This window comes from Dialister hominis (assembly GCF_007164725.1).
In the GTDB taxonomy this organism is placed as follows: domain Bacteria; phylum Bacillota; class Negativicutes; order Veillonellales; family Dialisteraceae; genus Dialister; species Dialister hominis.
In genome coordinates this window covers 788,174-811,288 of sequence record NZ_AP019697.1, presented here as the reverse complement: position 1 = coordinate 811,288, position 23,115 = coordinate 788,174, and the positions used below count along the sequence as shown (strand labels likewise).

Here is a 23,115-nt window from a genome sequence, read left to right as displayed (position 1 = left end):
ACAAGTCTGCTGAAACAGTTTTAAGACAGCATAATGATTAATCTTTTAGAAGTTGTATGAAAAAATTTTACACATATAGAAAAATCCCTTCTGCTGGATACAGCAGGAGGGATTTTTTCATTTCTTATTTCAGACGTAATCCGAGTTTCTGTCCAAGAGTTCTGTAACGTTCAATGTCCTTGCGGCGGAGGTAGTCAAGCATGTTTCTACGCTGGCCAACCATTTTCAGCAGTCCGCGGCGGGAATGATGGTCTTTCTTGTGCATCTTCAGATGTTCGGTCAGAAGAGCGATTCTCTTGGAGAGAATTGCGATCTGTACTTCCGGAGATCCGGTGTCGCCTTCATGAACAGCATACTGTTCGATAATTTCTTTCTTTACTTCGTTTGTAAGCATAATAGCCTCCTAAAAAATATAAATTGCTGTATCTAAGTCATCGCCGGAGATGCGAAAAACCGGGATACAGTTCACACGCTAGTTATTATACCTGCCATGCGTGAATTTTGCAAGAGAATAAGCAAATGAATTGATGATTCATCAGCCTAAAACGATACGATCGCTTACAGCATCTGCCGTTTCCTCAAATTTCTTGAGAAGATCATCAATGGTCAGATTCTTCTTCTCATCTTCTGAATAATCAGCAATGATCCTGCCATTATTCATCATGATAAGCCTGTTGCCATACTTCAGGGCATCTTTCATATTATGAGTGATCATCAAGGTCGTTAAGTGCTGTTCATGCACGATTTCATCCGTAATTTTCAAAACCTTTGCTGCTGTTTTCGGATCAAGCGCGGCAGTTGGTTCATCAAGAAGCAGTACTTCCGGCCTTTTAATCGTGGCCATAAGAAGTGTCAGCGCCTGTCTTTGCCCGCCTGAAAGCAATCCGATGCGCGTAGAGAGACGATCTTCAAGTCCCAGATCAAGCCTGGATACCATTGCTTTGTACTTGTCATGATCGCCAGCAGAGAATGCCCAGCGCAGACGGCGGCTTTCCCCTCTTCTGGATGCCAGCAGAAGATTTTCCTCCACCTGCATTCCTGCCGCAGTTCCTTTAAGCGGATCCTGGAATACGCGGCCTATAAACTTGGCTCTCTTATATTCACTCATTTTAGTGACATCTTTGCCGTTGATTTCAATAGTTCCTGAATCCGGAAGATACGCGCCTGCGATAGAGTTCAGGAGCGTGCTCTTGCCGGCTCCGTTGCCTCCAATAACAGTACAAAAATCCCCGTCATTGAGTGTCAGAGAAAGATCGTTCAAAGCTTTCTTTTCGTTGATGGTTCCTTTAAAAAAGGTCTTGCTGATATGAGAAACGTTTAACATCTGTTCAGCCTGCCTTCCCCATATTCACTTTATCTTTGATCATCGGTGCTGCAAGTGCCAGCATGACAATAATCGCAGTAAACAGTTTCAAATCATTTGGTGGCATTCCGAGATAAAGTACACCTGCAATGACCACTCTGTAAAGAATGGACCCCAGAACGACAGCAGCAAGCGAAGCGGAGAAGCTGTCAGCGCCTAAAATAACTTCGCCGATGATGACGGAAGCAAGGCCGATAACGATTGTGCCAATCCCCATCCCGACATCAGCGAACCCATTATTCTGTGCAACAACCGCACCGCAGAGTCCGATGAGCGCGTTGCTGATGAATAATCCGATAATTGTCATCGTGTCTGTATTGACACCCTGTGCACGAACCATCTGCGGATTAAAGCCCGTAGCACGAATGCACATGCCAAGTTCTGTTCCGAAGAACCAGTAAATGAAACCGATAATCACAGCCATCATAATAAGCGGAACGACAAAACCAGCTGCAGACATGCTGATGTGAAGCATTTCAGATGTTGTTGAGAATACCGTATCGGCACGGAGCAGCGAAATATTCGCTTTCCCCATCACGTGAAGATTGATGGAATATAAAGCGATCATTGTCAGGATCCCGGCCAGAATAGCAGGAATCTTAAGCTTCGTGTAAAGAACGCCGGTAACAACCCCTGCGATGAGCCCGCCCAATGCACCTGCGGCCAGTCCGGCCCAGGGTGAAACACCTGCTGCAATCATTGAAGCCGCAATGGCTCCGCCCAAAGGGAAACTGCCTTCGCAAGTCATATCAGGCACATCAAGCACCCTGAAGGAAAGAAATACACCGATTGCCAGAATTGACCACATGAGCCCTTGTGCCACTGTGGATATTGCTAAATCTACCATAGATACAATCTCCCTCCTTTAATCAAGCGAATTGCCTGTCAATCAATAAAGGCGGCAAGCGCTGTTCTACCGCTGCCGCCTGTTAACTACCTGTAAAATGCGAGGACAGCAGTCTCCGGATTTAAATCAAGGTCTTGCTGGCTGGTTATCATACAAGTACAGTTTTCTTGCCCGCTGCCATACGTCACTGGGCAGCTTGATATGAAGCAGGTCCGCCTGTTTCATATTGATAACCATATCAGGATCGATTTGACGGGTAATCGGAATGTTCTCCGGCAGGAAATTCCCGCTTAAGAGTCTGGCAGCAATTCTGCCCCCGCTAAATCCCATACGGTAATAGGACGGTGAAACCGATATCAGAGCACCTTTCTTCACCATCTCCATCTGTTCACCGATAATAGGAATTCCCGCGGGTGTCAAAATCTTTACCACTGCATCAAAATTCTTGAGTACGGCGGGATCCTCCGGAATATAAACAGCATTCACATTGCCCAAAAATTTACGGATCTGGATATCCGATCTCTGGTCCGGATTAAAAGCAACCTCGAAAAGACTGATATTTTTCTGTTCTGAAACTGCTCTCAAAATCTTAAGCTGGAGCACTGAATCCTCATCTGTGGGATCGTACAGGATTCCAAGCTTATTCACAGGGAAACACTGCGCAGCCGTTCTTATCTGCGTCAGTACCTGCGGAGTATCCGAGATGCCTGTAAAGTTTTCGTGGGATTTGAAAACCTCGTCACTTTTGAAAAGATATACTCCAACACCTACGACCGGTATGTTTTTGGTCACTTTGGCAAGAGCCTTGGCCGAATCCGTACCGACAGCTATAATAAGATCTTTTTTATTCGAGGAAAATTTCTTGGCGCCCCGTTCAAGCTTCTTGTCATCCCCATTGGCATTGATCACTTCGATATGAAGTCTTTCTCCATTCGCGTAACCGCTGGATTCCAATCCTGCTAAAGCCCCGGCTACCATTTTATCCTGTTCAGGCAGGCTTTCGGATTGCAGAACACCAATACTGTATACGTTTTTCTGCGGTATAGGTTTTGTGCTTTCCTCCGGAGATTTCTGCTTATTGCCAAAAAAGAGAATTAAGGCTATTGCTATATTGCAGACTGCAAAAACAAGCATAAGCCACCAGAGCTTTTTAAGTTTCGAGGCCACTTCCTGAATCCCTTCTTAAATCATACCATTTCAGCCCTGTCAAGAACCGATTGAGGAATCTTGATTCCGAGCGTGTCCATTTCATTCTTATTGATATATAACTTAGATTTGTCAGCACCTTCAACAGGGAAGTCTTTTACTGTCTTGTTTCCCTTGAGGATCTCGGCTGCCATTTCACCGGCACGGTGCCCGATGTCGTAGAAGCTGATTGATTCAGAAGCCAGAACACCAGATTTTACATGTCCCTGCTCAGCGCCGTATACCGGAATCTTTTCCTTATTGGCAACTGCCATGAGTGTCGGAATAGAAGAAGCAATAATATTATCCGTTGGCACGAAAATTGCATCTACTTTTCCACCCAGGAAGCCTTCGGCAACCTGCTGTACATCATTGACACTGTTTACGGTCAGTTCAATGACATCGATGCCTAATGGCTTGCAGGCATCTTTAAGTTTCTGGGCCTGAATCACTGAATTGATTTCACTTGAATTATAGATGATTCCTAATTTCTTGATATTAGGCTGAATTTCCTTGATCAAAGCAACCTGCTTATCGAGCGGTCCCCTGTCATGAGTACCGGTCACATTGCTGTCAGGCTGTTTTTCAGACTTCATCAGTTTTGCATTTTCAAAATCTGCAATTGCGGTGCAAATGATCGGAATTTTATTTGTTGCATTGGCCATAGCCTGTGCTGCAGGCGTTGAAATGGCCGCAATAAGCTTGTAGTCGCCAGATACGAATCTGTTAGCAATAGATCTGAGGTTCGACTGATCTCCCTGCGCATTCTGCTGGTCTATTTCGATTTTGTCCTTCAGGCCGCTTTCATTTAATGCATCGACAAAGCCCTTGTTGGATTCATCCAGTGCAGGATGCTGCACGATCTGTACAACGCCAACCTTCATTTTACCGCTGTTTCCGGAGCTCCCGGAGTTGTTTCCACAACCTGCGATTACACCTGCTGCCATTAATCCGCAAATCCCGACAGCTAAGATTTTCTTCCAATTTTTCCCTACCATTCTACTATTCCTCCATTCTTAAATCTAAAACAAATCAAATTTCCACAATCAATAAGAACAATTATGGAACCGATATGCTGTTTTAGTGATGACTTTCGATAATTATAGCATATAAAGGCATTTTTCACCATGTAATATACAAAATAACACAATAAAAAACGCCTCTACAGGAGAGACGTCTTCTTATTAACCTTCTACAGTTTTTGTAATGACTTGTTTGCCTTTATAGAAACCGCATACCGGGCATACATGATGAGGTTTTTTCATTGCGTGGCACTGTGGGCATTCCACAAGACCCGGAACAGTCAGCTTCCAATTAGCACGTCTTTTATCACGACGGGATCTAGAACTTTTTGTCTTCGGAACCGGCATTTCTAGCACCTCCTTACCTATCGGCCGTTATGCCGTTTTATTCGTCTTCGCTGCACTTCAATTACGATTTCGGTGCACTGCTCTAATCAACTTAGAGTAAATTATCAACTTCATCATTATACGAAGAGTTATGCCATTTGTCAAGGATAACATTCATTCTATACGGTATTTTCCATGACATATTGCTGAACACTGAGGGAGCGTCCTGAAAAGAAATCTTCATACAAAGAATTCCGTTGTAATGCTGTGTATCAGTATACCATATCAATGAAAAGCATAACAATCCTTTTGCTTAGGCAGGCAGAAATTCCTTATGGCTGATTTGCCCCGGAAGGATCTGCATGTATCCCCGCAATCACCATCTGCTTCTCGTCTTTTCTCAAGCGGAAAAAGCGGTACAAATTGGCCGCGGCTTTCTTATTCATTCCCGGAACGCTTGCCAGTTCTTCTTCTGTCGCCTTTTTCATTTCATCCAGGGAACGAAAAGCATGCCAGAGGGCATTCCTTCGTGTCGGCCCGATTCCCTCCACATGATCAAGGATAGACTCTGTATTGCGTTTATTCGTCCAGCTTCTATGATACGTAATTACGAAGCGGTGCGCTTCATCGCGGATGAACTGAAGAAGCTGCAGCGCAGGCTCGTGATGATCAAGCACAACAGGAACATCACTGCCTTCCACATAGATTTCCTCTATTCTTTTAGCAAGCCCGATGACCGGCGCGTTGCAGCCCGCATTTCTGATTACAGGAAGGGCCGCATGCAGCTGCCCAAGCCCGCCATCAAGAACAATGAGATCTGGTTCAGGCCAGTCTTTTCTATTTCCATATCTTCGCTGCATCACTTCCGCCATGGATTTGAAATCATCTGCATGTCCCTGCGTGGTTACCAGTTTGAATTTGCGATACTCGCTTTTTGCGGGACGTCCATGCTCGAAAACAGCCATTGAGCCGGTCGTTTCGGCCCCCTGATTATGAGATATATCAAAGCATTCCATTCGCTCGGGAAGACGGGGCAGGTTCAGTAGTTCCTTCAGCTTCTTAACAGCGCCCTGTTCTCTGGCATCCTGATATTCCCACTGCAGTTTCTTATCAGAAAGATATTTTTTGGCATTTGCCATAGCCATGTCTTTCAGCTTTCTCTTGAAGCCTCTTTCAGGAACAATCATCTTCACTTCCGTTCCTTTGATCTGCTTCAGCCATTCCAGCAGAAGCTCAGAGTCCTTAGGCAGCATGGGAAGAATGATTTCCTTCGGAACGGACATCGGATTCCCGGCATAGAAATCCTTGATAAAGACTGTAATAATGTCCTGATCCTGCTCATCAGCGCTTTCCGGAATACTGAAATTTTCTTTTCCAACCATTCTGCCATAGCGGATGTAAAAGACTTCAAGGCCGGTATGGCTTCCATCTCTTGCCATTCCGACAACGTCAAAGTCTCCTTCGTTGGAGATGATGTTCTGTCTCTGCTGAACGCTCTGAATCGCCCTGATCTGATTCCTGAATTCTGCAGCCTTCTCATATTCCAGTGCTTCTGATGCCTGCTCCATCTTCTGCTGCAATTCCTTTACCAGTTCTGTGCTCTTGCCTTCAAACAGGTCACAGATGGTCTTTACGTACCGCTGATACTCTTCCTTCGTGCAGTAATTGAAGCACGGAGCACAGCAAAGATGCAGGTGGTACTGAAGGCAGGGTCGCGGCACTTTCATGGAACGGCATGTACGGATAGGATAGTATCTCCGCAAAACACTCAGCGTCTTGCGAAGGCTGCCTACATCCGTAAACGGGCCGTAATATTTAGCATGATCGTCTCTTCGTATATTCCTTGTTACGAAGATGCGCGGCCATTCATCCCCCGTCGTGATTTTGACATATGGATATGACTTGTCATCTCTCAAGGAAATATTATATTTAGGGTGCATTTCCTTGATCAGATTGCATTCCAGGATCAGTGCTTCCATCTCAGATCCAGTCATGGTGATATCTAGATCATCAGCATGCCGTATCATCGCTGCAACTTTAGGCGAACGATTCTTGTCCTCTCTGACATAGGAACGAACCCTGTTTTTTAAGTTCTTTGCTTTCCCGACATAGATGATACGGCCGTCCTTATCTTTCCATCTATATACACCGGGCGAGTCAGGAAGTGCTTCGACTTTAGCCCGGATTTTATCATTGACTTCTATCATCCTTATGCCTCTTCATTATTTCTATAGTCCGGTCGATGACAGGCTTCAAATATTGGCCGGTATAAGATCTGGAAACCTGACAGATTTCCTCAGGAGTTCCTTCTGCAACGACTTCACCGCCTTTATCGCCGCCCTCTGGACCGAGATCGATAATGTAGTCAGCTACTTTTGCCACATCGAGATTATGTTCGATAATGACAACTGTATTCCCCTGATCGACCAGCTTCTGCAGTACGATAAGCAGTTTGCGTATATCTTCACTATGAAGTCCTGTAGTCGGCTCATCGAGGATGTAAAGGGTATCACCCGTTCCTCTTCTCATCAGTTCCGTAGCCAGCTTTACACGCTGCGCCTCGCCGCCGGACATCGTGGTAGCCGGCTGTCCCAGACGGATATAACCCAGCCCGACTTCCTGCAGTGTTAAGAGCTTGCGAAGGATCTTATCATGATTCTCGAAGAACGGAATGGCTTCATCAACAGTCATATTCAGTACGTCTGAGATATTTTTCCCTTTATACCGCACTTCAAGAGTTTCTCTGTTATACCTTGCCCCATGACAGACTTCGCAGGGAACATAGACATCCGAGAGGAACTGCATCTCAATTTTGATGATGCCGTCGCCATGACAAGCTTCGCAGCGTCCGCCCTTTATATTGAAGCTGAATCTTCCAGGCTTATACCCTCTCATCTTGGCTTCTGAAGTCTGGCTGAAGAGCTCCCTGATATCCGTAAAGATTCCCGTATAAGTTGCCGGGTTCGACCGGGGTGTGCGCCCGATCGGCTGCTGATCTATATCAATGACTTTATCAATGTATTCGGTTCCTTCCATGCTCTTGTAGGAGCCGGTTCCATATGATGTATGGTTTTTGATATTTGACAGTCCCTGGTAGAGAATCTCATTGATCAGGGTACTCTTGCCCGATCCCGATTCGCCTGTGACAACCGTCATCTCTCCAAGCGGGATTTTTACATCTATATTTTTCAGGTTGTGTTCTGTTGCCCCGCGGATTGTCAGGTAGAGCCCGTTTCCCTTCCTCCTGCTTTCAGGAAGCGGTATATATTTTTCACCTCTCAGATAAGCCCCGGTTATGGAACCAGGTGTATTTTTTACATCTTCAGGCGTGCCTTCAGCAACAATATATCCGCCTTTTTCACCTGCACCAGGACCGATATCAACGACCCAGTCTGCCGTACGGATCGTATCCTCATCATGCTCTACCACGATCAGGGTATTTCCCAGGTCTCGCATTCCCTTAAGAGTGGCAAGGAGACGGTCGTTATCCCTTTGATGGAGTCCGATGGACGGCTCATCCAATATATACAGGACTCCCACAAGCCCGGACCCTATCTGTGTAGCAAGACGGATGCGCTGCGCTTCCCCGCCGGAAAGTGTCATCGCATTTCTTGAGAGCGTAAGATATTCCAGACCGACATTGGACAAGAAGCTTAAACGGCTTTTTACTTCCCTGAGAATCTGGTCTGCAATGACCTTCTCCTTTTCCGTCAAATCGAGATTTTCGAGGAAAGGAATCAAATCAGCAACCGGCATAGCGGACAGTTCAGCAATATTCTTATTTCCGACATGGAACGCAAGGCTTTCGGGCCTGAGACGTGCGCCATGGCAGACAGGACACGGTTTTTCGATGAGATAGTTGGACAGAGTTTCCTTCATCTTTTCCGTCCATGCTTCCTCATAGCGCCGTTTCGTCATGGGGACAATTCCTTCAAATGTCCGCTGATACGTCTTCGTTTCGCCATCCTGATTCGTGTATTGGAACGTCAGGAGCTCTGTACCGCCGAATTCGAATTCCATCTGCGCTTCTTCCGGCAGATCATCGAAGCAGTTGTCCATTCCCAAACTATACGATTTAAGGAACGCATCCAGCTGTTTATAGAGCCAGCTTTCCTTGTTGTATGGAAATGGCTTGATGGCCCCCAGACGGAATGACAGGCCGTGTTCCGGAAGAATACGGCTGAAATCAGCTTCCAGGGAAGCTCCGAGCCCCGTGCATGCAGGACATGCACCAAGAGGATTGTTGAATGAGAAAATCCTGGGCTCAGGCTTAGGCAGTGAAATCCCGCATTCCGGGCATGCAAAATGCGTACTGAAAATGTGGTCTTTGCCGCCAATCACTCCCGCAACCATCATTCCGTCTCCCAGCTTAAGAGCTGCTTCAACAGAATCAGTCAGGCGCTGTGTAATTCCCTCTTTGATGATGATCCTGTCTACTACCACTTCAATGGTATGTTTCTTGTTCTTCTCCAGATCAATGTCATCATTCAGGACAGCGACTTCTCCATCGATCCGTACCCTGACATACCCTTCTTTCCTGAGCTCTTCCAGCAGCTTTTTATGTGTCCCCTTTTTCCCGACAGCTACCGGCCCTAATATAAGAAGTTTTGTGCAGTCCCCCAGTGCTTCCAGTGCATCCACGATCTGGTCGATGGTCTGGCGCTGTATCGGTTTTCCGCAATTCGGACAAAAAGCTCTGCTGGCATGCGCATACAGCATACGCAGGTAATCATGAATCTCAGTAACCGTGCCTACGGTGGATCTTGGATTACGGCTCGTTGATTTCTGATCGATGGATATGGCAGGAGACAGGCCGGAAATCTTATCAATATCCGGCTTATTCATCTGCCCCAGGAACTGACGGGCGTAAGCAGAGAGAGATTCTACATATTTTCTCTGTCCTTCTGCATAAATCGTATCAAAAGCGAGTGAAGACTTCCCGGATCCGGAAAGTCCGGTAAATACAATCAATTGGTTTCTGGGGAGTGTCAGATTGATATTCTTCAGGTTATTCTGACGTGCCCCTTGTATAACAATTCCTTTTTCCATACATTCTCCTCATAACATGACAAGATTTTCCAGTGCGTCAAGCCGCAGATGCGTATCAAACTGTCATCAGGCTAGATTCTCTTTTTCATAGGCCTGTTGATACGTTTCTTGGCTGATTCCTGCCTTTTCAATGCGGCATCTGCCCTTGAACCATATCTATTCGTCCATTCCTGACGAAGCTTGCTTAAACGGTCACGAAGCATGGCTGCCTCTTCGAACTCCAGTGACTTGGCAGCTTTTTTCATGTTTTTCTCAGTTTCCTTCATCTGGGCATATAACTCTTCATCTGTCGTCTTTTCTGTCTTAGTACTTTCGCTGCCATAATCAGACGGCTTTTCTTCGACTTTCGTCAAATCTATCAGGTCCTTGACCCTTTTCTGTACCGTATGCGGCGTAATATGATGCTCCTTATTATACGCATCCTGTATCTGCCTTCTCCTGTTGGTTTCATCGATGGCATACTTCATCGACTTGGTAATTCTGTCTGCATACATGATGACATGCCCGTGTTCGTTTCGGGCAGCGCGTCCGATGACCTGGATCATTGAGGTCTCTGAACGAAGGAATCCTTCCTTGTCAGCATCCAAAATGGCAACGAGCGATACTTCAGGCATATCAAGGCCCTCGCGGAGAAGATTGATGCCGACAAGCACATCAAACACACCGGCACGAAGATTTCTGATGATCTCGGCTCTTTCAATTGTGGCGACATCAGAATGGAGGTACCTGACTTTTACGCCTGCTTCTGTCAGAAAATCCGTCAGGTCCTCTGCCATCTTTTTAGTCAATGTAGTGATCAGGACTCTTTCGTGGACTTCTTCCCTCTTGTGTATTTCCCCAAGGAGGTCATCCATCTGTCCCTCTATAGGCCGCACTTCGATGCTCGGATCCAAAAGTCCGGTCGGCCTTATGATCTGCTCCGCCAGATTTGTCTGAACCCCCATTTCATAAGGACCGGGTGTTGCCGATACATAAATAATCTGATTGATTCTTTCTGTGAATTCATCAAAAGTAAGCGGTCGGTTATCCAGTGCACTTGGAAGGCGGAAGCCATAGTCCACCAAGGTCTTTTTGCGTGACTGGTCGCCATTATACATAGCGCGCAGCTGAGGCACGGTTACGTGGGATTCATCAATCATAATCAGAAAATCTTCCGGAAAATAATCAAGCAGCGTAAATGGCGGTTCCCCGGGTTTCCTGTTGGACATATGCCTGGAGTAATTTTCTATTCCGGAACAATAGCCGACTTCCTGCATCATTTCCAAGTCATAATTTGTCCTCTGCTCGAGGCGCTGTGCTTCCAAGAGCTTATCCTGCGATCTTAATTCCTTCAGCCTTTGATCCAGCTCAGCTTCAATGGAAGTAATTGCCTTCCTGAGCTTGTCCGAGCTTGTTACATAGTGCGACGCAGGGAATATGCCTATATGGTTTCTCTCTGCCACTGTTTCGCCTGTCAGTACGTCAAATTCGGTTAACGAATCGATTTCATCACCGAACATCTCAATACGGACAGCTATATTGTTTTCAGATGCGGGAAATACATCAATCGTATCCCCTCTCACCCTGAACGTATCGCGCGTAAAATTCATATCATTGCGCATATACTGCATATTCACTAATTTTTCGATAATCTTATCGCGCTCTATTTCTTCACCCGGACGGAGCGACAATCCCATCGTGCTGTAGTCTTCCGGATCGCCGAGACCGTAGATGCAGGAGACAGATGCCACGATAATGACATCCCTTCTCTCAAAAAGCGCCATAGTCGCAGAATGGCGCAAACGGTCGATTTCCTCGTTTCGCGACGAATCCTTTTCAATATAGGTATCCGTCTGTGGCACATAGGATTCCGGCTGATAATAATCGTAATAGGATACGAAATAATAAACAGCATTATCTGGGAAGAAATCCTTGAACTCGCTGGCCGTCTGTGCCGCAAGTGTCTTATTAGGAGAAATAATCAATGTTGGCCGCTGCACTTCTTCAATGACCTTGGCCATGGTAAAAGTCTTGCCTGTGCCTGTTGCACCAAGCAGTACCTGAGCCCACTGCCCTTCATTCAATCCATTGACCAGTGACTTCACTGCCTTTGGCTGATCTCCTGTCGGCTGAAAGGGTGCTTTCAGCTTGAATGGAATCATCGGCTCGATATATTCTCGTTCTATTCTTGATCTATCCATAAATTTCCTCGTATCCAGTTCAATAATCGAATATTCTCTATTTCTATATTATATCACGTAAAAGAATATTTGTTTTGTACATGGAAAAGCTCTTTGCCATATCAATATCTTATGCAAATATGACTTATGGATAAAACCGGTTCAATAAGCTCTCCATGCAGCTTATTAAACCGGTTTTATCACATCATGCTATTGATCCTTCGACAGGACGTTATTTGTTCATCATATCATAGAGAATCCTGACAACATCACTTTCACTGTCGGGGAGCGATTCGCCGCAGGCTTTAGACATGCGGAGTCTCAAATCAGGATTGGTAAGAATATGTTTAACCGTAGACGGCAGTTCATCCCTCTTGACCCATTCAGCGCATCCCTGATTCTTCATATGCATGGCATTGGCCCGTTCCTGTCCGGGAAGTGTGTTTACCAGAACCATCGGAAGATGCATAACCAATGCTTCCGTGCAGGTGAGTGCTCCAGGCTTCGTAACCAGAAGCTCGCTTCTTGCCATAATCTCAGCAACCTTGTTGGTATAGCTGTGGAGCTCTACCGGATGATGAAGCTTTTCAGAAAGCATGGCAACTTTTTCATATAAGTTAATATTTTTCCCTGTGATGACGATAAACTTTGAAATTTCCTTCACTTCATCCAGGCGGGTTATATTATCGATGACATTTCCAAGCCCGAGGCCTCCGCCCATAACAAGAACCGTGCCCTTTTCGAAAGGCTTTCCCTCTGCAGCTTTTTCATAGAAAGCCCTGCGTACAGGAATCCCTGTCACATGAATGATTTCAGGCGGAATATGGTAGCTTTCCAAAAGAGTTTTCAAATCCGGGGTTGCGACGCAATAACCATCCAGGTAATGGTCTACCCAAAGCTGATGAATATCAAAATCCGTGATTACTCCAAGCATGGGAAACGAAATATTCTGATCCTGTTTCAGAAGATCAGCCGCACCGGCAGGAAACGGGTGTGTGAAAATCATGGCATCCGGTTTTAAAGTTTCTATCAAACTCTTCATCCTGCGCTTGAAGGTAAGCGAAAGCATTTTCTGCGAGAGCTGCCCAAACTTGCTGCTCTGGGAATCACTGTACAGATGATCATATAATTCGGGAAATACATCGATCATTTTCAGATATGTATCCTTGATGATATGGTCAATAGAGAACATATTGCTCGAAACAAAATCCAGAACACTGACAGAGTCTTCCGGATGGAGTCGTTTAACAGCCTCTGCTATGGCCCGGGCCGCCTGGCTGTGTCCGGTTCCTATACTTGCTGTTAAAATAAAAAGCTTTCGCCCTTGATTCGCCATTATACTTCCCCTTTTCATTCGTCTTGTTCAAATTATAACATAGTCAGGAAGTATGATAAATTAAAAAACCACCTCAATTCTGAGGTGGTCCTTTAATTCATTCTTATTTCTTTGCTTTCTTTGCTTTTACTACGTTTACTTTTTCTTTCAGCTGTTTGGATACGCGGAAAGCCGGAGCTTTGGATGCAGGAATCTTGATTTCCTTCTGAGTGGAAGGATTGTGACCAACACGTGCACCACGTTCACGAACTTCGAAAGTACCAAAACCGATGAGCTGAACCTTATCTCCCTGAACAAGAGCGTCAGAGATGACATCAATAACGGCTTTGACTGCCTTTTCCGCATCTTTCTTAGTCATTTCTGCTTCTTCGGCAACTGCTGCGATGAGTTCTGTTTTGTTCATAACTAAACATCCTCCTTTAATAATTGGCGAAATCCTCGCCCTTAGTTCTTTCGGACAGAAGTAATCAACTATTTCCGTTGAATTTTTTCCAGGATTTCTGAGCATCCTCAGGAGTCATGTCAGCAAGGGTTTTGCCGGATTTCTGAAGATCCGACTCAAATGATCTCAACCGATCCATAAAATTCACAGTATAACTGTGTAATGCCAGCTCCGGATCGATCCCTCTTTCGCAAAGTACACGGTCTAAAGCGAAAAGAAAAGCACCCGCGCTGAATTCTCCGGTTCGTTGGTCTTCTGCGTCAAGAATATCGCAGATTTTCCTTCGTACATCCTCTGGGAAACTTTCTGAAAAGAACACTTCTTCCAGTCCGTTGGAACTAACTTTCTTTTGAATTATACACGCTAGAAGCAGACTTGGCAAGCTCCTAGGCACTCCGGATAACAGATATTGCCTGTTTTTTTCAATTCTCTTACGTTTTTCCCATGTTTCAAAAGCCTGATCGAGCTCTTCAGAGGATGAATTTCCGAAAACGAAGGGATGTCTTCTTATCATTTTTTCGGATATGCCATCGACTACATCCTGCATGGAAAACTGGCCTTCTTCTTCACAGAGCTTTGCATGAATGACGACCTGAAACAGTACATCCCCAAGCTCTTCTTTTAAATTAGGAATGTCGTTTTTATCGATTGCATCGATGACTTCATACACTTCCTGAAGGAAGTACGTCCTGAGGGACATATGATCCTGGCTCCTGTCCCACGGGCACCCTCCAGGAGCAAGAAGCCGTCCAACAACATCATCAATCTGCTTCAATGAAAAAGGATGAAGCGGCTGCGTCCTGGCCTTCCTGCTGTCGAAGAAGAAAATAAAATCAGAATCCATTGTGTGATTGGAAAATTCTTCCACGGAAAGCCTTAAAATAGTTCCAATCGGATCAATTGCCAATACAGAAGAATCTTTTGTGTATAATCTTTCTAATCTGGCAGAAAATGATTTAAGATTCTGAGCATTTGAAAATAATACAATCAAGGGATGCTTGAGCTGAAGTGATACACTCCCGGCCTCATTATCTCGTACAATAGTGAATGTATCTTCCTCTGACAGCAAGCCCTTATCCATCAATAAGTCTAAAGCTGTACTAATTTTCATCTATATACCTCTAAATGCGGGAAACTGCAATTTAAACCCTTTTTTGAGCGCTTTATTCACAGCGTTCAGGCAAGATTATCAACTTGATTTTCTTTATTCTATCATGTTCATCGAAGAGAATAAAATAAATGCAGAAATCTTCACGGATATTCTATAAGCAAAAAGGATGCGCCTCAGATGGCGCACCCTTTTTATTGATGAATCTGATAAATTTTCATGGCATTTTCGCGGGTAATATCAATCAGTTCCTGAACATCCATATTTTTGATCCTTGCCAGCTCCTCAGCAACCAGGAGTACGTTGGACGGATCATTTCTTTTTCCCCGATAAGGAGGCGGTGTCAGGTACGGGCTGTCAGTTTCAATCAGCAGCCTGTCCATGGGAATATCTGCAGCAACTTCTTTGAGCTTTATGCTCTTTGAAAAGACCACAGGTCCTGCAAAAGAGATGTAGAAGCCAAGCTTCATCAGTTCCTTTGCCGTTTCTATGCTCCCTGAAAAACAGTGCAGAATGCCGCGAAGGCGGCTGTCTGCATTGCGCTTCAATATTTCCAGAACATCTCCATGAGCTTCCCTGTCATGAATAAGGATAGGAAGGTCCAGTTCCTTTGCCATCTGGATCTGTCTTTCAAACCAATACTTCTGGGTATCCTTATCCGTATAGAGATAGTGATAATCGAGTCCGATTTCCCCGATTGCCTTGATCTTATCATGAGTCTTTGCCAGATGGGCAATCTCAGCGAGCACTTCATCTGATGCGCCGTTTGTCACCTGAGGGTGAATGCCGACAGCGGCATAAATTCCTTCATGCGTATCGGCTAGGCGGACTGCCTTCTGGCTTGTCTCCAGATCCTCTGATGGAATGACGACATAATCCAGTGTCTTGAAAATCCGGGCAATGACGTCTTCACGATCCTTGTCGAACGCTTTGTCATAGAGATGGGCGTGCGTATCAAAAAGTCCGGTCATTTGACTTTGCTTCCAGCAGGCATGTCTACAAATGGCACCTGCAGCTCTCCGTCCTTGGAAGCTGCCAGAATCATTCCCTGCGATTCGATTCCCATCAATTTGGCAGGTTTGAGGTTGGAAACAAAAATGACATGTTTGCCGACAAGATCTTCTGGTTTGTAGTACTGGGAAATTCCGCTGACCACTGTTCTTGTATCATCGCCGCCAAGTGATACTGTCATCTTGATCAACTTGTTGGATTTTTCAACCTTTTCCGCTGTCATAATTTCCGCTACTCTAAGATCGGTCTTAAAGAATTCGGAAATATCGATTTCTTCAGTTTTCTCTTCTGCTTCTTTTTTGGAAGAAGATGCTTTTTCTGCCTTCTTGTTGTTCTTGGCTTTTTTGACTGGTTTTGCCTTTTCCTCTTCATCTTCCTCTATTTCAATTCTCGGGAAGATCTGGTCGCCTTTGTGAACCACGGTGCCGTCAGCAATTCCGCCCCATACGAGATCTTTGTAATCAGCATCCTTGAAATCTTTCAGTCCGAGCTGATTCCAGATCTTTTCAGACGCAATCGGAATCACCGGTTCTGCCATAAGGGAAACAAAACGGAGTCCTTCGCAGAGATGATAAAGTACAGCATCGAGTGCCCCTGCTTTGGATTCATCCTTTGCCAGAATCCAGGGGGCGGTTACGTCAATGTATTTATTCAGGGCACGGATAAAAGTCCATACTGCCTTGATTGCATCATTGATTTTCCAGTTGCTCATTCCGCTGCGGAATTCTTCCAGTGTCTGCTTAGCTTTTTCTTCGATGTCTGCAGATGCATCTGCAACAGCCTGATCTCCGGATGCATCGCCATTTGTCAGGACGCCGCCTCTGTATTTCTCAACCATGGAAAGCGTTCTGTACAAGAGATTTCCTAAATCATTCGACAGGTCGGAATTGATTCTTCCAATCAGGCGGTCACGGCTGAAGTTGCCATCCTGTCCAAGCTGGATATCATTGAGGAGATAATAGCGGATCGCATCCGAACCAAATTCCTGAAGGAGCGGAATCGGATCGATGACATTGCCCTTGGATTTGGACATCTTTTCGCCATCAACAATGAGCCAGCCATGCCCGTAAATCTTTTTCGGGATTTCAATGCCAAGGCTCATCAGCATGATCGGCCAGATGATGCTGTGGAAGCGGACAATTTCCTTTCCTACCAGATGAACATCTGCCGGCCAGAATTTGTGGAATTTTTCAGGATCGTCAACAATGCCTGCTGCTGTCAAATAATTGACGAGCGCATCAAACCAGACGTATACGACATGCTTGGGATCAAAGGGAACAGGGATGCCCCATGTAAAGCTTGTACGGGACACGCAGAGATCTTCCAGACCGCTTTTAACGAACTGCACCATTTCATTCTTGCGGGATTCCGGCTGAATGAAGTCCGGATGTTCATCAATGTATTTAAGCCACTGATCGGCATATTTTGACATCTTAAAGAAGTAAGCATCTTCGCTTACTCTCTGCAGCGGACGGCCGCAGTCAGGACAAATGTGTTCCGGCGTCAATTTGTTTTCAGGCCAGAATGTTTCATCAGGAATGCAGTACCATCCTTCATACTTGCCCAGATAGATGTCGCCCTTGTCGTAAGCGCGCTGGAAAAGCATCTGTACGACTTTCTTATGTCTTTCCTCGGTTGTCCTGATGAAGTCATCATTGGTAATATTGAGTTCTTTCCATAGCTGTTTGAATAAAGCGACAATGCCGTCGACGTACTGGATAGGCGTTACTCCGGCTTCTTCTGCTTTCTGTTCAATTTTCTGTCCATGTTCGTCAGAACCGGTCAAAAAGAACACATCATATCCGTCAAGGCGTTTGAAACGTGCTACAGCATCGGCTATCGATGTGCAGTACGTATGACCGATATGGAGTTTTGCGCTAGGATAATAAATTGGTGTCGTAATATAATATTTCGGTTTTTCACTCATAAATGTTTCCTCCCGATCCCTCTTTTTATAATTTATATTGGCTGGGACATCTTATTCATATTCTATTAATATCTTTTTATTATACCATTCTGATAAAAAGATAAAAGTCAAAAAAGGAAAATGCAGGCAGCCTGATCAGATTAATGATCGTTATGCTTCAGAAGATACTGGTAAACCTCTCTTCGCGAAACATTGTAGCGGCCGGAGACTTTGCGTGCAGCTTCCTTGAGCGGCATTCCTTCCGCCAAAGTCACAGCGGCATCCTGCCAGGATGTCTCTTCTTCATCCTCTTTTTCCATGGATTCATTCCAGCCTTCAACCAGAATGACATACTCGCCGCGGGGATCGTTCTCGTTCATCCCGCTTCTGAGTTCTGCGAGAGTCCCGCGTTCAAATGTTTCGAATTTTTTAGTCAGTTCCCTCGCCGTTACCGCATTTCTGTCTCCGAGCGACTGAATGAGTACGTCCATGGTCTCTTTGATGCGGTGAGGCGCTTCATAGAAAATGAGCGTCAGCGGCACTCTTGAAATATCTGCCAGAAGCTTTTTACGTTTGGCCGTAATTTTAGGCAGAAACCCGATAAAAGCAAACTGGCGGGCATCAAGTCCGGATGCGACAAGGGCTGTCAAAGCAGCATTGGGACCCGGAAGCGGGACGACGGGAATCCCCTCGTCCAGCGCCAGGCGGACTAAATCAGCTCCCGGATCGGATATGACCGGCATCCCTGCATCGCTGACCTGCGCAACAGAGTGTCCTTCCTTCAAAGCTTCAATCAGTTTGGGCCCGGCTTCTTTTTTATTATGCTCATGGTAGGATACCGGGTGTCCCTGTATCCCCAGGTGTTCTAAAAGAATCCGTGTGTGCCTTGTATCTTCGGCCGCTATGATATCTGCATTCTTCAATATATCAACGGCGCGATAGGTTATATCCTGCAGATTGCCGATCGGCGTCGGTACCAGATAAAGTGTCCCCTTCTCCACTTCACTCATGACTTTTCCTCCCATATATCTCACAGACTTCCTCTGTGTAAGAACCATCATCATTATGAAGAAGAAGCGGCGGTTCTACGACAAGTTCTGCATGCCCCCCGTATCTCCATTCTATCAGTACCCTGACTGCCGTATGGCCTTTTCTGGCATAGACAAAGCGCATGCGTTTAGGCTCCATATGATACTTTCTTCCTATAGTGATAAGGTCAGCCGTCCTGTCCGCCCTGTGTACCATAGCCAGCCGTCCGCCGTATTTCAGAAGATACTGCGCTGTCTTGAATACGTCATCCATCGTCGCATTCATTTCATAACTGGCGCTGGCCACCCCGCTTTTGGCACTCATTCTTCCAGTCCCCACTTCCCGATAAGGCGGATTAGCCAGTACCAGAGAGAATTTTCCGGAATCGAACTGCCGGGAAGATTCCCGGTAATCTCCTTCAATGACTTTGATCTGCGCTTCTTTATGATTCCCTTCCACATTCCTTCTTGCCAGATCCGCCATTACAGGGTCCAGTTCAAAAGCCGCAATATGATTGCCGCCGAGTGAAGAGACAAGCAGTGCAATAACACCTGTGCCTGTTCCAAGATCGGCGATGACATCATTTTTCTTAGGCTCTACATAATGAGCCAGTAATACAGAATCTACAGAGAAGCAGAAATGATCCGGCCTTTGGATGAGTTTCATATCATCCCTGACTAAATCGTCGAGTCTTTCTCCCTCATTCAATACCCATTCATCAGCCATTTTCAGCCTGCTCTACCTCGTCCCAGGGGAAAGTCTTTGTCTTCTGCCCCTCCAACTGCACTTTAACTGTATGTTTTTGTGTATTGACATAGAGAATCTGTCCCGCACCTTCTTCCGTAATCGCCTTCATGCCGACCCGGAACATCTTCTCATTCCCCTTATCTCTATGGCAGCAGCCCTTCTTCTTGCATCCGTCATGTACATACTGGTCGTTTTCATAACGCAGGCAGCACATGAGGCGCCCGCATACACCGGATATCTTCGTCGGATTCAGGGAAAGGCCCTGATTCTTTGCCATCTTAATGGAAACCGGTGCAAAATCACCGAGAAATGTTGCGCAGCATAAAGGTCTCCCGCAGGGGCCGATTCCGGACACCTGTTTAGCCTCATCCCTTACGCCTACCTGCCTCAGTTCAATCCTGGTATGGAACACAGACGCCAGCTCTTTGACAAGATCCCTGAAGTCGACTCGTCCGTCAGACGTAAAGAAGAAAACGATTTTATTCCGGTCAAAGGTATATTCAGCGCGGAGAAGCTTCATAGGACACTTGAACTTCTCTATTTTCTTAAGACAGATTTCGTAGGCTGACTGCTCGCGCTCCTTGTTTCTTTCCAGCTGCGCCATATCTTTAATCGTAGCTTTGCGGATGACCGGTTTCTGCGGCATATCCTCCTCGCTGACTTTATCTGGCATAAGGACAACATAACCGTATTCCAGTCCCCTGGATGTTTCAACAATAACTCCATCATCTATATGCAAATCAAGATTGTTGGAATCAAAGTAATATATTTTACCCGCAGGCTTAAATCTGACACCTATAACTTGATTCATTCTTTTCTGCCTCTCTGTATATTCTTCAATTGGATAAGAATCATATCCCAAATATTTTTTATATTAATATAATGCGTATATGCGAGCTCCGCATCGCGGAAAACTTCCATCACCTGCATGACTTTGCCATTCCACTTCCGGGAAACAGCCATCTCGCGTCCCATGACCGACATGCACCTTGCCCGGTTCTGGTCACCGGTTTCAGCCAGCACGAGTATATCCCGCCCGACCAGGATGATCCAGCGGAGCATTTGATGGAATTCATCTCTGTCTTTCCATTTATGCCCGCTTAATGCAGAAAATGAACGGGGATTATCCGTAATGGTTTCCCAGAACGACATGGCTGCATCAGGCTGTGCATTATCTTTTTCACTGCAAATTTCCAAAGTAATGCCCGGGTTTCCTTCTGAAAGCTGGTAAAGCATATCAGGAGTCATATTCACCGGCACCGGGTATTTGCTGCTTTCCCTTTGGAGAAGTGCAAGATATTCTTCCCTTCCAAGCGGGGTAAAGGCAAATTTCTCGCTTCTGGAAATCACTGTCGGAAGAATGGAGTTCAGATCCGTAGAAATCAGAATATAATAAACATTGCTTTGAGGCTCCTCAAGGGTTTTGAGCATAATATTTGCAGCAGCCGCTCTCATGAACTGGCATTCATCGATAATGCAGACATGAGCCTTTTCATCAAAGGACGCCATGCTTTCAAGAAATGTACGGAACTGCTCTACTTTCAATTCCATCTTCCCGGGGCGAAGATACCACAGCCTGTTTCCAGCCATCGGGAGCGTCATCTCTTCTCTGGCGGATGATATGTGCAATTCATCAAATTCTCCGGAAATCTTTTCAGATTCTCCTGTAAGAATTCCCGCCAGATCAAATGCTGCTGTCGTCTTGCCCAGCCCGTCATCCCCATATAGGATCAGGGTATGAGGAAACCTGTTGTTTTTCAGCAAGGATTTCCATTCCTTCTGAACTTTTTCCTGTCCATAAATATGCGGAAGAAAGAGTGACACCTGGTACCTCCATATACGCTGTTAGTTAAGTAATACACTTTAATTCTACCATGCATGAAGAATGACTGCAAAAGTTAGCACTTCTGCCAGAATGCATGTCAGATTCCGGATAATAAATCCGGGATTTCGAGTACGTTCTGCACGTAAGGAACGCCTTCTTTTTCAAAAAGGCTGGCAGTCTTATCTTTCTCTGCTCCGTACAGCACTCCTATGAACCTGAAGCCTGCAGCTCTGCTTCCCAGCAGGTCCGAGAAGGAATCCCCGCAGACATAAATCTCATCTTCGCTGCCGCGCGCAATTGTTCCTGCCATATATGCAGGATAATTTTCCTTATTTCTGCCATAAGCAGCGCACAAATAGATAAAAGGATGCGGTTTATCAGGAACACTTCCTCCGTACATTTTTGATTCATCTACCGCATCAGACGCAGTCGCTAAATAGTTTGATTCAAACTCTTCATACCAGCCATAGGTTTTAAAAGGGACTTCCATTTCAATCCGGGCACGTCCCGTCGCAACCCCAAGCTCATAACCGCTTTCTTTCAATCTTTCAAACATATTCTTTATGCCAGAAGGCGGAGCAAGCGGTGTTTCCCTGTCCAGGAATCCCGGCTTCCCGCCGCTGTATGGCGCTTTATGGAGATAGCGGATATAATTATCATCCCCCAGGTACCATTCCTGAAAAGCTGACGTATGGATTTTCCAAAAAGAAGATCTCAATTCTGCCCATGTATCCGGATTGGCAAAAGACGGAGCCATTGCTGCTGCCAGTGTATGAATGACATCTTCTCCGTAAATCCCCTCCGGCACTGTCTTCTCCCATTTCTCTAATATCTTATCCGCAGACGGAACAGGAATCCCCATCAATATTTTCCCTGTCTCCTGCACATCTTTCTCCGATTCCAGACGGAATGCCACTTTTTCTCCGCCGGAGCGGGCAGAATAAACTTCTGCCATGATCCAGAAAATCGTAATCAGCGCAGCATGAACCATATCCCAGTTTGAGTTGATCCCTCTTGCCTTCAGCCAGGATATGAGCGTGCCATTTCCCCACACGCTTTTCCTGCATTCTGCAATGCGTCCTTCATTGACCGTGCCAACAATAAAATTATCCTTTTCTGCCGGCATGCCCATATACTTCGGGCTGTATAAAATTTCCCAGACAGTCAGTGCTGCTATATCAAAATATCTTTCTTCACTAAGAAGTACGCCATCGACGTCAAATATGACTTTTTTCATTTTTCCTCCATGAAATGGAACATTTTCATAATTTATCCTTATTTTATCATATTCACATTCCATTAATGAATCAATGCGCCAAAAGGTTTTCATTTCAGGGCTATAGGACAAAACGTGTTGGTAAAAATTTATATTATGCTTGTATTAAGGGCAGAATACGGGGCATACTGAAATACGCCCGAGCTGCACTGTAATCCATCTCATCACTATTAGCTGGAAGCGTAAAAGCGCCCATATTCTCAGCACTTCCAGATTTGTGTTCAAATGCGCACTTTTCCGCATCAGCAGCAGATAAAGACACAATAAGGGCATCTATTTTTCATAACGATAATCTTTCCAGAAGATTATTCACACTGAAAAGGTAAAATCCCATTTTATCCTGTATTTATCAGGGGTTTGAGGCTTTTTACCAACACGTTTTGTCCACCCTTTAATAATTACTGAAAATCTTAAAATGACGATGGGGCCCGATAAACGCGGGGCTCATCGACTATAAAAACAACACGAAATGTCCTATAAGCC

At 45.4% G+C, this 23,115-nt stretch carries 19 protein-coding genes; all 19 read right to left on the bottom strand.

What is annotated here, in order from left to right; translation table 11 throughout:
• Nucleotides 1-124: 124 nt before the first annotated feature.
• On the bottom strand, nt 125-394 hold the full coding sequence (gene rpsO, locus Dia5BBH33_RS03750) for a 30S ribosomal protein S15 (RefSeq protein WP_022382712.1): 270 nt from the start codon (nt 392-394) through the stop codon (nt 125-127).
• A 141-nt stretch (nt 395-535) separates the two neighbouring features.
• Complete coding sequence (locus Dia5BBH33_RS03745) at nt 536-1,324, bottom strand: ABC transporter ATP-binding protein (protein ID WP_108849801.1); 789 nt, start codon at nt 1,322-1,324, stop codon at nt 536-538.
• A gap of 4 nt (nt 1,325-1,328) precedes the next feature.
• Complete coding sequence (locus tag Dia5BBH33_RS03740) at nt 1,329-2,210, bottom strand: ABC transporter permease (RefSeq protein WP_022382714.1); 882 nt, start codon at nt 2,208-2,210, stop codon at nt 1,329-1,331.
• 126 nt (nt 2,211-2,336) lie between these two features.
• Nucleotides 2,337-3,188: an ABC transporter substrate-binding protein gene (locus Dia5BBH33_RS03735; RefSeq protein WP_231939232.1), complete on the bottom strand. Its 852-nt coding sequence runs from the start codon at nt 3,186-3,188 to the stop codon at nt 2,337-2,339.
• 209 nt (nt 3,189-3,397) lie between these two features.
• Complete coding sequence (locus Dia5BBH33_RS03730) at nt 3,398-4,393, bottom strand: ABC transporter substrate-binding protein (protein WP_108849803.1); 996 nt, start codon at nt 4,391-4,393, stop codon at nt 3,398-3,400.
• A 186-nt stretch (nt 4,394-4,579) separates the two neighbouring features.
• Nucleotides 4,580-4,765, bottom strand: a complete 186-nt coding sequence (gene rpmF, locus Dia5BBH33_RS03725; RefSeq protein ID WP_022382717.1) for a 50S ribosomal protein L32 — start codon at nt 4,763-4,765, stop codon at nt 4,580-4,582.
• A gap of 311 nt (nt 4,766-5,076) precedes the next feature.
• A complete protein-coding gene (gene uvrC, locus Dia5BBH33_RS03720) occupies nt 5,077-6,951 on the bottom strand; it encodes an excinuclease ABC subunit UvrC (protein WP_108849804.1) in 1,875 nt (624 codons plus the stop codon).
• Nucleotides 6,935-9,793: an excinuclease ABC subunit UvrA gene (gene uvrA, locus Dia5BBH33_RS03715; RefSeq protein WP_143332404.1), complete on the bottom strand. Its 2,859-nt coding sequence runs from the start codon at nt 9,791-9,793 to the stop codon at nt 6,935-6,937. The genes uvrC and uvrA overlap by 17 nt, the downstream gene beginning before the upstream one ends.
• Before the next feature lie 71 nt (nt 9,794-9,864).
• The gene (gene uvrB, locus Dia5BBH33_RS03710; RefSeq protein WP_108849806.1) at nt 9,865-11,973 is read right to left on the bottom strand and encodes an excinuclease ABC subunit UvrB; all 2,109 of its coding nucleotides are present in this window, start codon (nt 11,971-11,973) and stop codon (nt 9,865-9,867) included.
• A gap of 211 nt (nt 11,974-12,184) precedes the next feature.
• Complete coding sequence (locus Dia5BBH33_RS03705; RefSeq protein ID WP_022382720.1) at nt 12,185-13,288, bottom strand: MGDG synthase family glycosyltransferase; 1,104 nt, start codon at nt 13,286-13,288, stop codon at nt 12,185-12,187.
• A 103-nt stretch (nt 13,289-13,391) separates the two neighbouring features.
• Nucleotides 13,392-13,691 carry an HU family DNA-binding protein gene (locus tag Dia5BBH33_RS03700; RefSeq protein ID WP_108849807.1) on the bottom strand — a complete coding sequence of 100 codons (300 nt, stop codon included), beginning with the start codon at nt 13,689-13,691 and terminating at the stop codon, nt 13,392-13,394.
• 64 nt (nt 13,692-13,755) lie between these two features.
• A complete protein-coding gene (gene mazG / locus Dia5BBH33_RS03695; RefSeq protein WP_108849808.1) occupies nt 13,756-14,841 on the bottom strand; it encodes a nucleoside triphosphate pyrophosphohydrolase in 1,086 nt (361 codons plus the stop codon).
• Between the two features lie 191 nt (nt 14,842-15,032).
• Nucleotides 15,033-15,809, bottom strand: a complete 777-nt coding sequence (locus Dia5BBH33_RS03690) for a TatD family hydrolase (RefSeq protein WP_022382723.1) — start codon at nt 15,807-15,809, stop codon at nt 15,033-15,035.
• Nucleotides 15,806-17,776, bottom strand: a complete 1,971-nt coding sequence (metG, locus tag Dia5BBH33_RS03685; protein WP_143332403.1) for a methionine--tRNA ligase — start codon at nt 17,774-17,776, stop codon at nt 15,806-15,808. The genes Dia5BBH33_RS03690 and metG overlap by 4 nt, the downstream gene beginning before the upstream one ends.
• Before the next feature lie 140 nt (nt 17,777-17,916).
• On the bottom strand, nt 17,917-18,765 hold the full coding sequence (gene rsmI / locus Dia5BBH33_RS03680) for a 16S rRNA (cytidine(1402)-2'-O)-methyltransferase (protein WP_022382725.1): 849 nt from the start codon (nt 18,763-18,765) through the stop codon (nt 17,917-17,919).
• A complete protein-coding gene (locus tag Dia5BBH33_RS03675) occupies nt 18,758-19,510 on the bottom strand; it encodes a tRNA1(Val) (adenine(37)-N6)-methyltransferase (RefSeq protein ID WP_022382726.1) in 753 nt (250 codons plus the stop codon). Before Dia5BBH33_RS03675 ends, rsmI begins: the two co-directional genes overlap by 8 nt.
• Complete coding sequence (locus Dia5BBH33_RS03670) at nt 19,503-20,342, bottom strand: PSP1 domain-containing protein (protein WP_022382727.1); 840 nt, start codon at nt 20,340-20,342, stop codon at nt 19,503-19,505. The genes Dia5BBH33_RS03675 and Dia5BBH33_RS03670 overlap by 8 nt, the downstream gene beginning before the upstream one ends.
• The gene (locus Dia5BBH33_RS03665) at nt 20,339-21,355 is read right to left on the bottom strand and encodes a DNA polymerase III subunit (protein ID WP_108849809.1); all 1,017 of its coding nucleotides are present in this window, start codon (nt 21,353-21,355) and stop codon (nt 20,339-20,341) included. Before Dia5BBH33_RS03665 ends, Dia5BBH33_RS03670 begins: the two co-directional genes overlap by 4 nt.
• A 98-nt stretch (nt 21,356-21,453) precedes the next feature.
• Nucleotides 21,454-22,593, bottom strand: a complete 1,140-nt coding sequence (locus Dia5BBH33_RS03660) for an HAD family hydrolase (RefSeq protein WP_162501754.1) — start codon at nt 22,591-22,593, stop codon at nt 21,454-21,456.
• Nucleotides 22,594-23,115: the final 522 nt, after the last annotated feature.

What these genes read in the sequence shown, in the direction of transcription:
- rpsO (WP_022382712.1), bottom strand. Translation starts at nt 394, where the DNA reads ATGCTTACAAACGAAGTAAAGAAAGAAATTATCGAACAGTATGCTGTT.
- Dia5BBH33_RS03745 (WP_108849801.1), bottom strand. Translation starts at nt 1,324, where the DNA reads ATGTTAAACGTTTCTCATATCAGCAAGACCTTTTTTAAAGGAACCATC.
- Dia5BBH33_RS03740 (WP_022382714.1), bottom strand. Translation starts at nt 2,210, where the DNA reads ATGGTAGATTTAGCAATATCCACAGTGGCACAAGGGCTCATGTGGTCA.
- Dia5BBH33_RS03735 (WP_231939232.1), bottom strand. Translation starts at nt 3,188, where the DNA reads ATGGTAGCCGGGGCTTTAGCAGGATTGGAATCCAGCGGTTACGCGAAT.
- Dia5BBH33_RS03730 (WP_108849803.1), bottom strand. Translation starts at nt 4,393, where the DNA reads ATGGTAGGGAAAAATTGGAAGAAAATCTTAGCTGTCGGGATTTGCGGA.
- rpmF (WP_022382717.1), bottom strand. Translation starts at nt 4,765, where the DNA reads ATGCCGGTTCCGAAGACAAAAAGTTCTAGATCCCGTCGTGATAAAAGA.
- uvrC (WP_108849804.1), bottom strand. Translation starts at nt 6,951, where the DNA reads ATGATAGAAGTCAATGATAAAATCCGGGCTAAAGTCGAAGCACTTCCT.
- uvrA (WP_143332404.1), bottom strand. Translation starts at nt 9,793, where the DNA reads ATGGAAAAAGGAATTGTTATACAAGGGGCACGTCAGAATAACCTGAAG.
- uvrB (WP_108849806.1), bottom strand. Translation starts at nt 11,973, where the DNA reads ATGGATAGATCAAGAATAGAACGAGAATATATCGAGCCGATGATTCCA.
- Dia5BBH33_RS03705 (WP_022382720.1), bottom strand. Translation starts at nt 13,288, where the DNA reads ATGGCGAATCAAGGGCGAAAGCTTTTTATTTTAACAGCAAGTATAGGA.
- Dia5BBH33_RS03700 (WP_108849807.1), bottom strand. Translation starts at nt 13,691, where the DNA reads ATGAACAAAACAGAACTCATCGCAGCAGTTGCCGAAGAAGCAGAAATG.
- mazG (WP_108849808.1), bottom strand. Translation starts at nt 14,841, where the DNA reads ATGAAAATTAGTACAGCTTTAGACTTATTGATGGATAAGGGCTTGCTG.
- Dia5BBH33_RS03690 (WP_022382723.1), bottom strand. Translation starts at nt 15,809, where the DNA reads ATGACCGGACTTTTTGATACGCACGCCCATCTCTATGACAAAGCGTTC.
- metG (WP_143332403.1), bottom strand. Translation starts at nt 17,776, where the DNA reads ATGAGTGAAAAACCGAAATATTATATTACGACACCAATTTATTATCCT.
- rsmI (WP_022382725.1), bottom strand. Translation starts at nt 18,765, where the DNA reads ATGAGTGAAGTGGAGAAGGGGACACTTTATCTGGTACCGACGCCGATC.
- Dia5BBH33_RS03675 (WP_022382726.1), bottom strand. Translation starts at nt 19,510, where the DNA reads ATGGCTGATGAATGGGTATTGAATGAGGGAGAAAGACTCGACGATTTA.
- Dia5BBH33_RS03670 (WP_022382727.1), bottom strand. Translation starts at nt 20,342, where the DNA reads ATGAATCAAGTTATAGGTGTCAGATTTAAGCCTGCGGGTAAAATATAT.
- Dia5BBH33_RS03660 (WP_162501754.1), bottom strand. Translation starts at nt 22,593, where the DNA reads ATGAAAAAAGTCATATTTGACGTCGATGGCGTACTTCTTAGTGAAGAA.